Raw genomic sequence first — 13,772 nt, forward strand, 5'->3', positions numbered from 1 at the left:
GATTATAGGCGCGCCACCGCGCAGCGACGCAGCGCGCGGCCGGCGCAACACGGCGCTCCGGTGCGCCGTGCACGATTGCCGCCGCGCTAGAACCCGTGGCGCTTGCGCAGCCGCCGCGCGATCGCCGCGCGCACGTACAAGCCGTAGACGATGCCGAACACGAAGCCGGCGATATGCGCCGACCACGCCACCATGCCGAAGGCCGGGCCGATGTAGGCAAACACCACCTGCAGGATCGCCCAGGCGCCGATCAACAACGGCGCCGGCACGCGGATGAATTCCAGAAATACGCCCAGCGGCAGCACCACCCCCAGCTTGGCACCCGGAAACAGCGCCAGGTACGTACCGATCAACGCCGACACCGCGCCCGAAGCGCCGATGATCACCCGGTCCGGCGTGCCGATGGCAAAGATCGCCGCCAGGTTGGAGGCCGCGCCGCCGACCAGAAACAGCAGCAATAACCGCCATGGGCCCAGGATGCGTTCGGCCGGCAGCCCGAAGATCAGCAGGAACACCAGGTTGCCGAGCAGATGCGACCAATCGGCATGCAAAAACAGCGCAGTGAACAGCCGCAGTACGCTGCCGTCGCGCAAGGTCGCCCACCAATCGCCCAGATTGGAGACGCCGCTGGAAAGCGCGCCCCAGTCCAGCCACAGCGTATTGCGCGCCTCGCCCGGCCGGCTGATCGACCACAGATAGGCCAACCACACCGTGGCGAACAGCAGCGGCACCGCCCAGCGTGGCGTGGGTTTCTTGCGGGAAGGGAGAGAGACGAACATCGGAATGGGACAATAGCCGGTCCGCGCTGCTGAATGCAGCCCTAACCTGTCGGCGCGTTCAGCGCGCGACTCGTTATTGTTCGGTTAATCGGCATGGGTATACTGCGTACGGCGTCGTATGTCGGGGGGGGTCTCCGGCGCGTTCCGGGCACTGGATTGGTGCTGGACGCGGGCGCTGAACCGACCATTGCAGTCCTTACCCGGAGAGCTACAACTTATGTCTACCGCTTCCACTCTCAGCCGCGCCACCCTGTTGGCCGTCGGTATCGCTGGCGTGCTGGCCATTGGTCAGGCGCACGGCGCCGCCTTCCAGCTGAAGGAAAACAGCGCCAAGGGCCTCGGCCGCGCGTTTGCAGGTTCGGGCAGCGCCCCGGACGATGCCTCGATCATGGTCAACAACCCGGCCGGCATGCGCCAGCTGGACGGCCGCCTGTTCCAGGCCGACGTCAGCGCCATCCACTTCTCGGCCAAGTTCCAGCCCGACACCGCGACCTATGCCAACGGCGCTCCGGTCTCCGGCGGCAATGGCGGCGATGCCGGCATGATCGCGCCGGTCCCGGCGATGTACTTCCACGTGCCGTTCGGCGAGAACGACAATATGCACCTGGGCACCTCGCTGACCGTGCCGTTCGGCTTCAAGACCGAATATGACAGCAACTGGGTCGGCCGCTACCACGGCACCAAGACCGAGCTGCAGGCGATCGACTTCAATGTCGCGTTCTCCTACGACGTGAACCCGTACGTGTCGTTCGGTGCCTCGGTGTTCGCCGAGCGCCTGGATATCGAACTGGGTAACGCGGTGGATGTCGGTTCGATCCTTGCGCGTTCGCGCGTTCCGGGCTTTGCGCCTGGCAATGCCGATGGTTCGCTGAAGATGAAGGGCCATAGCACCGAAGTGGGTTTCACCCTCGGTGGCTTGTTCAGCATTGATGAGAACACCCATCTCGGCTTCAGCTACCGCTCGCAGGTAGAGCACAAGATCACCGGCGCAGATGTCGATTTCACCATCCCGCCGAATGCGTCGGCGGTATTTGCACGTGCCGCTCCGGGCACCTTCATCGACACCAGTGGCCGCGCCACCGTCAAGCTGCCGGCCAGCGCCACCGCCAGCTTCACCCACAACGTCAATGAGCAGTGGTCGATCATGGCCGACGTTACCCGCACCGCCTGGAGCAAGTTCGACCAGGTGACGTTGGACTTCGCCTCCAACCAGCCCAATACCGTGCTGGACTTCTCCTACCGCGACACCACCTTCGCCTCGATCGGTGCCGACTACCGCATGAGCGACACGCTGACCCTGCGTGGCGGCCTGGCGTACGACCAGACCCCGACCACTGCCGAACACCGCGACGTGCGCGTGCCGGATGCGAGCCGCAAGTGGGTCTCGCTGGGTCTGAGCTGGCGTCCGTCGCCGAAGGCCGAATACAACTTCGGTTATACCCACCTGTTCACCAGCGACCCGACCAGCGATACCGTCAGCGCCACCGGCGACCGTCTGGCAGGTAGCTACGAGGTGCAGGGCAACATCCTGGCCGGGTCGATCAACTACAAGTTCTGATCGTCGCAGCAAATGGCGTCTGATGAAGAACCCCGCTTCGGCGGGGTTTTTCTTTGGGGCCTTGCACGCCCGACACGCAACACGCCCTAACGACAACAAGCGAAGCAGGCACATAACGCTTGTCAGCGCAGCGCGTCACCACCATGCGCGGTGTTGCCACGTCGCCATGCACCGGTGATGTCTACAACGGCGCGCGCTGATCCAACCTGTGCGCCATGCATGGCGCACGCTGCAGGCGGCGCGCCAGATTGCTATGGTCGTGCGCATGAGCCCACCCGACTTCATCCAGATCACCGATAACGCCGTCTCGCGCGAGGATTGCGCCGCCATCGTGCAACGCATGCGCGCGAGCCAGCAGCTGCATCCGGGCCGCATCGGTGGCGGCGTGTTTCCCGACCTCAAGCACAGCCGCGACCTGCGCATCAGTGGCATGGCCGAATGGGCTGCGGTGGAAAGCCGCCTGCAACAGGCCGTGTTCGACGGCGTGCTCACCTATCTGCGGCAGTATCCGCAGGCGCTGATCTCACCGCTGATGCTGCAGGTCACCACCGCCGACGGCACGCCGCATCGTCTGGTGGCCGAGGACATCGTGCAGATGAGCGACCAGGCGCTGGGCGATCTGGCGCGCACCTGCCTGCGCCCGGGCGCGATCAATCTGCAGTGGTATACCGCCGATCAGGGCGGCTACCCGTACTGGCATTGCGAGCTGTATCCGCGCGATGCCAGCGCCGACACGCTGCATCGCCATCTGCTGTGGACGCTGTATCTCAACGAGGAATTCGAGCAGGGCGAAACCGAATTCCTGTTCCAGCAACGCAAGGCCCGTCCACGCACCGGCAGCCTGCTGATCGCTCCCACCGCCTTCACCCACACCCACCGCGGCAACCGCCCGGTCGGCGGCGACAAGTTCATCGCCACCAGCTGGATCCTGTTCCAGTCGGCGAGTGCCCTGTACGGCGGGGATTCGTAATTGGGGATTGGGGATTGGTAAGGGCAGGTCACTGCAGTGCGTCGGCTGTTGCGAATCCCCAATCCCAAATCCCCGATTCCCCGCCGCTAGAACAGACTGCCTTGCGGCGATTGCGGTACCGGTTTGGGCAGCGGAGCGGGGCGGCGGAACTTGGTCGTGTCCAATGCCGGCATGTCGCGTGCGTCGAAACCGCTGCGGCGGTGGGCCAGGGCGAAACGGCGTGCCAGCAACTCCGCGTACACGCCCTGGCCACGCAGGCGCGTGCCGAAGGCGCTGTCGTAATCCTTGCCGCCGCGCAGTTGCTGGATCGTGCTCATCACATGCCCGGCGCGTTGCGGGTGATGGGTCTGCAACCAGTCGCGGAACAGCGGCGCCACTTCGTGCGGCAGCCGCAGCAACACGTAGCCGGCACTGTGCGCGCCGGCAGCGGACGCGGCCTGCAGGATCGCCTCCAGCTCATGGTCGTTGATCCACGGGATCACCGGCGCGGCCATCACCCCGACCGGCACGCCGGCCTCGTGCAGCACCCGCATCGCGCGCAGGCGGGCATGCGGCGCGGAGGCGCGCGGTTCCAGCCTGGCCGACAGATGCGGGTCCAGCGTGGTCACCGAAAAATGCACGTTGACCAGGCCCTCGCGTGCCAGCGGTGCAAGCAGGTCCAGATCGCGCGTGACCAACGCATTCTTGGTGATCAGCGTGAACGGGTGCCGGGTCTCCCACAGCACCTCGATCAGGCGCCGCGTCAGTGCGCGTTTGCGCTCGATCGGCTGGTAGGCATCGGTGTTGATGCCCAGTGCGATCGGGCTGGGCACATAGCCCGGCCGCGACAATTCGCGGCGCAACAGCTCAGGCGCATTGGTCTTGGCGAACAGCCTGGTCTCGAAATCCAGCCCGGGCGACAGATTGAGATAGGCATGCGACGGCCGCGCAAAGCAGTAGCTGCAGCCATGCTCGCACCCGCGATACGGATTGACCGATTGCGAAAAGCCGATGTCCGGCGATTGATTACGGCTGATGATGCTGCGCGCGGTTTCCTCGGTGACCTGGGTGCGCAACGACGGCGCGGCGAACTCCTCGCCGTCGTCGGCGTACCAGCCATCGTCCACCGGTTGTGGGGTGGTGGTTTCGAAGCGTCCGGGCAGATGGCCGGTCGCACCACGGCCCTTGATCGCAGTTGCCATCGCGGCATCGTACGGCCGGCGGATCTCAAGCGATGCGACCAGGCGCGCGCCACGATGAAGCTTTCAGACCCGGCGCGGCGATCGCATCGTCCCCACGCTCACCGCAGCGGTGCGTGCGCCCCGTAGAATCCGCACATGCTCGCATCCGTACAGGGCGCGTGGGATCGGCTGGCCACCATTCCCCACCTCGAAGCGCTTCTCCTCGCCGCCTACGTGCTGTACCTGCTGTGGATCGCCGGCTGGATCGTGCTGCAGAAGCGCGAGCCGGTGGCCACGCTCAGCTGGGTGCTGTCGCTGGCGGCGCTGCCGTATCTGGGCCTGCTGATCTACTACTGGCTCGGCCCGCAGAAGGTCAAACGCCAGCGGCTGCGACGCGGGCGTTCGCGCTCTGGCATGGAGAGCTATAGCAGCGTCTGCCCGCCGGATGCGGACTGCACCGAGCTGGCCAAGATCGCCCAGTCCACCACCGGGCTGGCGCCCAGCAGCGCCACCGAGGTGCACTGGCTGGTGGATGGCGCGGCCACCTATGCGGCCATCATCGGGGCCATCCGCGGTGCACGCGACCATATCCATCTGCAGTACTACATCTTCCAGCCCGACCACAGCGGCACCGCGATCTGCGATGCGCTGATGGAGCGCGCACGCGCCGGGGTCAAGGTGCGCCTGCTGATGGATGCGGTGGGCTCATCGGCGATGACCCGGCGTAGCTTGCGCACGCTGCGCGCGGCCGGGGTGGAGACCGCCTGGTTCCATCCATCCCAGCTGCTCAAGCCGTTCAAGCGGCCGTGGTTGAACCTGCGTACCCACCGCAAGCTGGTCGTGGTCGACGGCAGGATCGGCTTCACCGGCGGCATCAACGTCACCGACGAAGAGAACGAGCAGGTCCGCAGCGATGCCTATCGCGACCTGCACATGCGCCTGCGGGGCCACGTGGTGCGCAGCCTGCAGCTGGTATTCCTGGAGGACTGGCTGTACGCCACCGGGCAGGGTCGCGCTGCCTTCCACGGCCAGCAGCTCTGGCCCGAAGACGTGCCGAGCCGCGCGCAGGGCGATGTCGACGCGCAGGTGCTGGTCTCCGGGCCGGATTCGTCGTGGGAGTCCATCCACCGGCTGATGGTCGCTGCGATTCACGAAGCCCGGCATCGGGTCTGGCTGGTCACGCCGTATTTCGTCCCCGGCGAGGCCGCGCGCATGGCGCTGACGTCGGCCGCACTGGGTGGCCTGGACGTGCGCCTGCTGGTGCCACGCGTCAGCGACTCGCGCCTGGTCACCTACGCGGCGCGTTCGTATTTCGACGAGCTGCTCGAGGCCGGCGTGCACATCTACGAATACGGCCCGCGCATGCTGCACACCAAGGCGCTGCTGGCCGACGACGAGGTCTGCATCGTCGGCAGCGCCAATTTCGACAGCCGCAGCTTTCGCCTGAATTTCGAGCTGTCGATGCTGTTCCGCGACCAGGCGGTGGCCGCCGAACTGGCCGGCTTGATCGACGCCGATCTGCAGCAGGCGCAGGAAGTGCGTTTCGTCCGCCACCGGCCGTTGTGGCGCTCGCGGCTGCCCGAAGCCTGCGCACGGTTGCTGTCGCCGCTGCTTTGAGCCGCATCGCCGCGCCCACGTGGAACCGTGCCGGGCGCGGCGCTACACTGCCGCCACTGATCGGGGAGCTCGTCATGCACTGGCTGTTTCTGCTTATGGCATTGGGTGCGCTGGTGCTGGCCTTCAGCACGCCGCACGTGTGGTTGCTGGTGGCCTCGCTGCTGGTGGCACTGCTGTTGCTGTTGCTGTGGACGCGCGGCTGGTTCGCCTCGCGCATGGGCGATACCCAGCGCGACACCAGCAGCCTGATCGACCCGGCCGAGTTGCGCCGCCTGCGCGAGATCGCCGAAGCCCGCAAGGCGGCCGCCCTCAATGCCACGCGCGACGGCGAGCCGCAGGCCTGAGACCGACGCAGTGACCACCCAGCTCAGCGTCAACGTCAACAAGATCGCGGTATTGCGCAACTCGCGCGGCGGCCACGATCCGGATGTGGTACAGGCCGCACGCACCTGCATTGCCGCCGGTGCGCACGGCATCACCGTGCACCCGCGCCCTGACCAACGGCATATCCGCGCCGACGATGTGCTGGCGCTGAGCGCGCTGACGCGCGCGCACGGCGTCGAATTCAATATCGAAGGCAACCCGTTCGCACCGCCGCGCGACGGTTATCCGGGTCTGCTGGACTTATGTCGTGCCACCCGCCCCGAACAGGTCACCCTGGTACCGGATGGCGATGGACAACTGACGTCCGACCACGGATTCGATTTTGCCCAGGACACCACCCAACTGGCCACGCTGATCGCCTCGTTCAAGGCGATCGGTGCGCGCGTCAGTCTGTTTGTCGATGCCGGCAATCCCGCTATCGCGCAGGCGGCAGCACTCGGTGCAGACCGCATCGAGTTGTACACCGGCCCGTATGCGCAGGCGCATCTGAGCGGCCAGCCGGATGCTGCATTCAAGCTGTTTTCCAATGCGGCGCAACGCGCAGCCGCCGCAGGTCTGGGCATCAATGCCGGACACGATTTGTCGCAGGCCAATCTCGGCGACTTTCTGAGCGCTGTGCCGGGCGTGCTCGAAGTCTCGATCGGCCATGCATTGATCGGCGAAGCCTTGTATCACGGCCTGGATGCGACCGTGCGCGCCTATCTGGGCATACTGCGCGGCGCATCGATCAGCGCTTGAGATAATCAAGTCGATTATGTGGATGCGTTGCTTGGTTACCCGGATATTGCATCGGGGCAGGGTTTCTGCCCCGATGCAATCGTTATCGATGACTTACGGCTGATTTACCAGGCTGGTTAATCACCCATTTACTGCACAAAACTGATGCGGTCCACCTGCGCGTTCTTGGCTGCAGCCAGCACCTTGGCCATTAGCGCGTACTCGGCATCCGCACTGGCGGCGATGCGCAGCTCTGGCTGATTGCCGGCTGCCTGGCGCATCTGTTCGATCAACCTGGGCTGCAATTGCTGCAGCGTTATCGGGCTGGCATTCCAGGACACTTGCCCGCTGGCGTCCACACGCAACGCGATCGGTGCAGGCGGCTGCATTCGTGACTGGGCTTGCTCGCTGCGCTGTGGCAGGTCCACCGTGATTGGCCGCGCCAGCATCGGAGCGGTGACGATGAAGATGATCAACAACACCAACATGACATCCACCAGCGGCGTGACATTGATCTCCGCCAGCGGTCCCCGGTTGCCCGCCGTACTGAAATCCATGACTGCCTCCTGTGCTATGAGCGTGGGTGCTGCACGCTCGAGCATAGCCCTGGTCGGCAGTGAGGGAAGGGCAGGGCAGACGCCTCTGGCGGGCCGAGCCCCGAAGCGTACCGTTGCGACTTGCCGCTGCACCTCCGGCGGTTTGCTTGCGCGGACGACCTGAGGGTCACTGCATGCATCACTCGCCCGGTGCCCGGGAAACGGATATCACGTCCTGGCAAACAGCCGGCCGCATGCATGCGCGTCGAACATAGCGGCAGCAACCACCCCATTGATCGAGCATAAAAAAACGCCACCGTTTCCGGTGGCGTTGCAGTCGCGTCATGACTGTTGTGTTGCGGTCTTGCAGATACGTTTACTGCTGCATGAAGCCGATTTTCTTCATCTGCGAGTTCTTCGCAGCGGCAAGCACCTTGGCCATCACCTCGTACTCCGCATCCTGATTTGCATCGATGCGCAGTTCCGGCTGATTGGTCGGATCGGCCTGCACCACTTCTTCCATCTTCTGCTGCAACTGATCGACCGGGGTCGGACTGTTGTTCCAGAACACCTGGTTGCTGGCGTCGATACGCAACTCGATCGGCGGCGGCGGTTCGGTCGTCTGCGGTGGCGGGTTGAGCACCCGCTGCGGCAGATCCACGGCAATCGGGTAGGTCATGATCGGCGCGGTCACGATGAAGATGATCAGCAGCACCAGCATCACGTCCACGAGGGGCGTGACGTTGATGTCGGCCATCGGCCCACGGCTTCCACCAGTACTAAATGCCATGGCTTACTGCCCCTTCACTTTGGTTGCAACGAAACCGACGTCCAGCATGCCCTGACCCTGCGCGATCTTGGTGATCTCGTTGATCGTACGCATCTTGGTCGTGCGGTCGCCACGCAAGTTGAGCGGCGGCTGCGGGGTCTGCTGTGCGGCGGTGGACAGGCGCGACTCCAAGGCTTCCTTGGAGATCGGCTCGTCGTTCCAGTACAGCGACCCATCTTCCTTGACGGCCAGAGTGATCGGCGCGGCGCGTTTCTCCGCATCTTCCTTCTGGATCAAGTTGGCCTCTGGCAGCTCCACCTTGACCTTATGGGACATCAGCGGTGCCGTAATGATGAAGATGATCAGCAGCACCAACATCACGTCCACGAGGGGCGTCACGTTGATGTCGGCCATCGGGCCACCGCTGTTTCCACTACTGAAGGCCATAACGGGCTCCGTCTAAATCGTTGCGAAGTCGTTCTTTACTACGGATTAGCGAACGCGCGAACCAGTGGCGAAGAAGTCGTGCAGGTCGTGGGCAAAGGTGTCGAACTTGGCGATCACCGAGCTGTTGACCTTGGAGAAGAAGTTGAACGCGAACACGGCCGGGATGGCGACGAACAGACCGATCGCGGTCATGATCAGCGCTTCACCCACCGGGCCGGCAACGGCGTCGATGGAGGCCGAACCGGTTGCACCGATCTTGATCAGCGCGCCGTAGATGCCCCACACCGTACCGAGCAGACCGACGAACGGCGCGGTCGCACCGACGGTGGCCAGCAGGGTCATGCCCGACTGCAGCTTGGTGCTTTCGCGGGTCACGGCCTGACGCAGGGCGCGATCGACAAATTCCGAGCGGCTCAGGCTCTCGCCCAGACCACCGGTGCTGCCTTCGGCGCGCTGGTGGTGAGCAGCAGCCTGCGCTGCGTCCAGTGCGATCTTGGAGAACGGCTCGGAAGCCGGCTGCTCTTCCATGGCGCGGATGGCGTCCTGTGCATTCGGGGCATCCCAGAACGCGGTGGTGACGCGGTCAGCCGCGCTCTTCAGACGGGTGGCACGGAAGATATTGATGACGGTCCAGTACCAGGAGGCAGCGGACATGGCGATCAGGGTGATCAACACGACCCAGGACACGGCGAAATCGCCGGGGCTGGACGTCATTTCGGTGATCAAGTGCTCGAAGCCCATCTGCGACAGGGCGGCCGACGGATTGGAGCCCCCTGCAGCGGCGGCGATAAAGAATTCCTGCAGCATGACGCTTACCTTTGTTGTGTGTGGTGATGAAGGGTGGAGCGAAAGGAAGACAGGATCCTGGGCCGACCGTAGCCGGCCCGTGGGATCAGTTCAGAGCAAAGTTGACCGGGACGCGGACACGTCCGGCGGCTTTCTGCCCGTTGACGGTGGAGGCGTTGAACTTCCACTTGCGTGCTGCGTCCATCGCGGCACGGTCAAGGTCGCGGTTGCGGCTGGACTTTTCGACCGACACATTGGTCACGTTGCCGTTGGCATCCACATCCACGATCAGGATGACCTCACCTTGGACACCGGCCCGGAATGCAGCCGGCGGGTACTTCGGCGGGTTCATGTTCTTGGACGAGATATCGACACTTGCGCCAATGTCACTTGGCGGCTGCGGCGGAGCCGGTGGGCTCGGCGGCGTGACGATATCGCTCGGACGCGGTTCGGGAACGTCGACCACCGGAGCTTCCGGCGGCGGCGGAACCGGTGACGGCTTCGGCGGCGACAGATTCTTGACCGGCGGCGGCGGCTTGTCTTCCGGCGGCGGCGGCGGCGGCGGCGGCGGGGGAGGCGGCGGTGCATCCACCAGGGTGACCATGGTGGTGCGCTCCTTCTCTGCCGGAGCCTTCGGCGCCACTGCAGGGATCAGCAACATCATCAGTGCAGTGAGGTGCAAGGCAATTACAAAAGCAATACCGATAATGCGGGCCCAGCTCAGACCCTGGTTCCCGGCATCATAGTCATGCCTGTGGATAACGAGTTGTTCCGTCATGCGCCAATGGCTCTTTCAGTGGGGGCCCGGATCACTGTGATGATCCCCAGGTTTTCGGACGGCTTTGACACCGCAGGAACTCCCAAGCTTATACCAATCCCGAGTCCTGTAACCACTAAAAACACAGGGAATTCGGGGGTTTATTTGCTTTTTTTACTTCAGGTTGATGATCTTCTTCGCGTCTTCGGGTTTTTTAACGCCCTTGGCGATCGCCTGCTGTGCGGCCTGCTTGGCCTCCGGGATGCGACCTTCCGAGTGCAGCACCTTGGCCAGATTCAAATACGTCTCGCCATCCTTGGAAAGCGGTGCGGCCTTCTGCCAGTTCTCGATCGCCTTCGGCACATCCTCGCTGTAGTAATACGACTGTGCCAGCGCTAGGTATGTCTGATAATCAGGCTTGAGGATGCCTTTTTGCATACCTTCATTGATGACCGCGATGACGTCCTTTTCCTTGTTCTCGGTATTGGCGTAGATGGAATACAACTGCTTGTATTCCTTTTCTTCGGTCAACTGCCCGGCAGCACGCAGCTTGTCCATCACGCCTGCGGCCTTGTCCATCTGGTCGGCCTGCATATACATGCTGGCCAGGTTGAGCTGGGCCTTCTTGTCGTTCGGCGTCTTGGCGGCGAGCGCCTCGGCAGCCGCGACAGCTTCACCGGTCTGGCCGGCTTCGGCATAAGATGCCATCAGCAACTGGTTCCAGGTGTCCTTGGGCTCGGGCGAGGCGGCAATGGCCTGCTTCAATACCGGAATCGCTTCCTTGTAGCGCTCGGCCTGGTACAGCGCCTGACCCTTGAGGATCAGGTCTTCCGGACGCTGCGACTTGCTCTCTTCCAGATACTTGTCCAGCGTGGCCAGGCCTTCGGCCTGCTGGTCGTCCTGCATCTGCAACTGCGCCAGCATCAGCATCGACTGGAACTGGCCGTTGTTGTCCAGCGCATTCAGGCCGATCGCCTGCTGCAGGTAGGTCTTGGCAGCAGCAGTGTCGTCCATGTTGTACGCCGCCTGGGCGGCCAGCTGCGAGGCCAGCGCCTTGTCGGCTTCGTTGGCCGAGCCGTTGGCGAGAATCTCGTCGGCCTGGGTGCGCACGGCCGGGAAGTCTTCGCCCTTGTTGAAGGTTTCGATCAGCTTCTGCAGCTTGCTGCCCAGCTTGGACGAAGGCTTGATCGTCGGCGCGGTGCGGGTGGACTGCGGATACAACTCTTCGGCCTTGCCGCTGTTCTTGGACTTGCGGCTGGCGCGCTCGGACGAACGATCCGACTGCGCAACCGCGTCGGTGACGACAGCCCCGCCCAGGGACGCGGCGATGAACAGGGACAACAGGGCTTGCTTGCGGTTGAGCAGTTTCATGTTTCACCTCGGACGAGCCGCCGTCGGGCGGTACGAAAAGCGGAATAAACGCTGTACGAAAAATCTGAGCCGGCAAACTTAGCAGAAAGTCTCAGTTCCCGAAAACGGTTTCCATGCTGTGTTGCGACATTCGGTACGTAAGCGCTGCGAAATCAGCCGCAACGCGGCACGCGCCCGTCCTGTCGCGCCTGCTGGTAAACCGGTTCGAGTTGGTTGACGTCTGCCTGCAGTTCGCGGATGCGATTGGCGGGGTCGGGGTGGGTGGACAGCCACTGCGGCTGGCGATTGCCGCTGGCGGCCATCATGTTCTGCCACAGCGTGACTGCCTGGGCAGGGTCGAAGCCGGCCTGGGCCATCAGGCGCTGGCCGACCACATCGGCTTCGCTCTCCTGGGTACGCGAGCCGGGTAGCAGGAACACAGTCTGGGCGGTCATCCCGCCGACCTGGTTGACCGCACTGGCGGCGCCGTCGCCGTAGGCCGCACCGGCCAACGCGCCAATGATGCCCAGGCCGGTCTGTGCGCCGAGCTGGCGGGTGATGCGCTCTTCGTGATGGCGGGAGATCACATGCCCGATTTCGTGCCCGAGCACGGCAGCCAGCTGATCCTGCGTCTTGGCGACAGTGAAGATGCCGGTATTCACGCCGACCTTGCCACCGGGCAGCGCAAAGGCGTTGGCTTCGTTATCGACAAACAGCGCGGTTTCCCAGCGGGTTTCGCGCCACTGCGGCGGCAGTTGCGCCACCAGCGCATTGACCACGCACTGCACATAGGCGTTCTGCTTGCCGTCGGTGCTGACTTTTTCCTTGGCCTTGGTCTGCGCGAACGATTCGGCGCCAAGCTTGTCGAGCTGGTCCTGCGTGACGCCTCCCACCACCTGTCGGCGGCCGGTCGGCGAGGTTGTGGTGGCGCATGCCGTCAGTGCAACGACGGCGACAACGATCAACAGCCTGGCTTTCATTCAATCCCCCTTGAACCCTTGGGGCATTTTGGCAGGCTCGTCTTAACTTTTCGTCAAACCAGTCAGCCGATGCCAAAAAAGTACAGCGCCGCCAGGGCGGTGGCGTTGTTGACGCCATGCGCCACGATCGGTGCCCACAGCGTGCCGGTGCGCCAGTACAGCCATGCGAACGCCGCGCCCATGCCGCCGTACACCAGCCATAGCTGCGCGATGGCGGCCGGTCCGTTGCCGCTGACGCCGGGCACTTCGTGCACCAGCGCAAAGATCGCGCTGCTCAGCGCGATGCCCAGCCAGGGGCGGCCAGCGGCGAGCAGGCGGCCGAACAAGACGCGTCGGAACAGCAACTCTTCGTACGCCGGGGCGATCGCCACGGCAAACACCACCAGCGCCAGCGGCCATTGCCTGATGGCTTCTTCCATCAGCGGCAGGTTGGTCGGCACCGGTTTGATGCCCAACGCGGACGCCGCGACGCTGACCAGATTGCTGAGCAGGAACACGCCAACCGCGATCAGCGCGGTCCAGCCCCAGGTGGAGGCACGCCTTGCAGCGGCGCGCGAGGCCCGGTGTTCGTCTGCGGTCGCACGCCGGCGCCAGTAATGTAGCAGCAGCGCCGGCGAGGCGGTGCTGACCAGCGCGGTGAGCAATTGCACCAGCACGCCGGGTTGGCCGATGGTGGCCATGATCTCGCTCGAGGACAGCGTCAGGCCCTGCGCCTTGGCGGCCTGCACGGCACTGACGCCGCGGAACACGCCCCAGAGCGCAAACCCGGCCACGCTCAGCGACAGCAGCAGGCCGGTGGCGATCAGCACATCGATGCCGAAGCCGAGCAATGGCGGCAGCAGCGGGGCGGTGCCGGCGGCCAGCGTCGGTACCGGCCGCGGGGAAGGATCTGCGCTCATCGTCGTCCTGAAAAAACCGCAGGCGTCGACGCAACGCCTGAGCGGTGCGCCGATGGGCAACGG

General features: G+C 64.3%; 15 protein-coding genes. 5 read left to right on the top strand and 10 right to left on the bottom strand.

The window, feature by feature from the left end; genetic code table 11:
• Positions 1–86 precede the first annotated feature (86 nt).
• Positions 87–779, bottom strand: coding sequence for a rhomboid family intramembrane serine protease (locus tag XarbCFBP7408_RS16740; protein ID WP_104563921.1), 693 nt, complete (start codon positions 777–779; stop codon positions 87–89).
• Positions 780–996: 217 nt separating this feature from the next.
• Here XarbCFBP7408_RS16740 and XarbCFBP7408_RS16745 point away from each other — a divergent pair, with 217 nt between their 5' ends.
• On the top strand, positions 997–2,337 hold the full coding sequence (locus XarbCFBP7408_RS16745; protein WP_104563922.1) for an outer membrane protein transport protein: 1,341 nt from the start codon (positions 997–999) through the stop codon (positions 2,335–2,337).
• 265 nt (positions 2,338–2,602) lie between these two features.
• Positions 2,603–3,307: a 2OG-Fe(II) oxygenase gene (locus XarbCFBP7408_RS16750; protein WP_104563939.1), complete on the top strand. Its 705-nt coding sequence runs from the start codon at positions 2,603–2,605 to the stop codon at positions 3,305–3,307.
• A gap of 86 nt (positions 3,308–3,393) precedes the next feature.
• Here XarbCFBP7408_RS16750 and XarbCFBP7408_RS16755 read toward each other — a convergent pair whose 3' ends face one another.
• Positions 3,394–4,488, bottom strand: coding sequence for a PA0069 family radical SAM protein (locus tag XarbCFBP7408_RS16755; protein ID WP_104563923.1), 1,095 nt, complete (start codon positions 4,486–4,488; stop codon positions 3,394–3,396).
• Positions 4,489–4,623: 135 nt separating this feature from the next.
• On the opposite strand from XarbCFBP7408_RS16755, the gene cls reads away from it, so the two are divergent.
• The 3 genes from cls to XarbCFBP7408_RS16770 all read left to right on the top strand — a co-directional run bounded on the left by cls (position 4,624) and on the right by XarbCFBP7408_RS16770 (position 7,206).
• On the top strand, positions 4,624–6,084 hold the full coding sequence (gene cls / locus XarbCFBP7408_RS16760; protein WP_104563924.1) for a cardiolipin synthase: 1,461 nt from the start codon (positions 4,624–4,626) through the stop codon (positions 6,082–6,084).
• Between the two features lie 74 nt (positions 6,085–6,158).
• A complete protein-coding gene (locus XarbCFBP7408_RS16765) occupies positions 6,159–6,428 on the top strand; it encodes a hypothetical protein (RefSeq protein ID WP_024939143.1) in 270 nt (89 codons plus the stop codon).
• A 10-nt stretch (positions 6,429–6,438) separates the two neighbouring features.
• Positions 6,439–7,206, top strand: coding sequence for a pyridoxine 5'-phosphate synthase (locus tag XarbCFBP7408_RS16770; protein ID WP_104563940.1), 768 nt, complete (start codon positions 6,439–6,441; stop codon positions 7,204–7,206).
• A gap of 128 nt (positions 7,207–7,334) precedes the next feature.
• Here XarbCFBP7408_RS16770 and XarbCFBP7408_RS16775 read toward each other — a convergent pair whose 3' ends face one another.
• From XarbCFBP7408_RS16775 to XarbCFBP7408_RS16810, 8 genes are all read right to left on the bottom strand, one after another.
• On the bottom strand, positions 7,335–7,742 hold the full coding sequence (locus XarbCFBP7408_RS16775) for an ExbD/TolR family protein (RefSeq protein WP_104563925.1): 408 nt from the start codon (positions 7,740–7,742) through the stop codon (positions 7,335–7,337).
• A 355-nt stretch (positions 7,743–8,097) separates the two neighbouring features.
• Positions 8,098–8,511, bottom strand: a complete 414-nt coding sequence (locus XarbCFBP7408_RS16780; protein ID WP_039411682.1) for an ExbD/TolR family protein — start codon at positions 8,509–8,511, stop codon at positions 8,098–8,100.
• 3 nt (positions 8,512–8,514) lie between these two features.
• Positions 8,515–8,937: an ExbD/TolR family protein gene (locus XarbCFBP7408_RS16785; protein ID WP_005912447.1), complete on the bottom strand. Its 423-nt coding sequence runs from the start codon at positions 8,935–8,937 to the stop codon at positions 8,515–8,517.
• 45 nt (positions 8,938–8,982) lie between these two features.
• Entirely contained in the window at positions 8,983–9,744 is a 762-nt protein-coding gene (exbB, locus tag XarbCFBP7408_RS16790) for a TonB-system energizer ExbB (RefSeq protein ID WP_005912445.1), read from the bottom strand.
• Positions 9,745–9,829: 85 nt separating this feature from the next.
• Entirely contained in the window at positions 9,830–10,501 is a 672-nt protein-coding gene (locus XarbCFBP7408_RS16795; protein WP_046345197.1) for an energy transducer TonB, read from the bottom strand.
• 153 nt (positions 10,502–10,654) lie between these two features.
• Positions 10,655–11,851: a tetratricopeptide repeat protein gene (locus XarbCFBP7408_RS16800; protein WP_104563926.1), complete on the bottom strand. Its 1,197-nt coding sequence runs from the start codon at positions 11,849–11,851 to the stop codon at positions 10,655–10,657.
• A 152-nt stretch (positions 11,852–12,003) separates the two neighbouring features.
• On the bottom strand, positions 12,004–12,810 hold the full coding sequence (locus XarbCFBP7408_RS16805) for a M48 family metallopeptidase (RefSeq protein WP_104563927.1): 807 nt from the start codon (positions 12,808–12,810) through the stop codon (positions 12,004–12,006).
• A 62-nt stretch (positions 12,811–12,872) separates the two neighbouring features.
• The gene (locus XarbCFBP7408_RS16810; protein WP_104563928.1) at positions 12,873–13,709 is read right to left on the bottom strand and encodes a CPBP family intramembrane glutamic endopeptidase; all 837 of its coding nucleotides are present in this window, start codon (positions 13,707–13,709) and stop codon (positions 12,873–12,875) included.
• Positions 13,710–13,772: the final 63 nt, after the last annotated feature.

This window comes from Xanthomonas arboricola pv. guizotiae (genome assembly GCF_002940205.1).
GTDB lineage: Bacteria > Pseudomonadota > Gammaproteobacteria > Xanthomonadales > Xanthomonadaceae > Xanthomonas > Xanthomonas arboricola_C.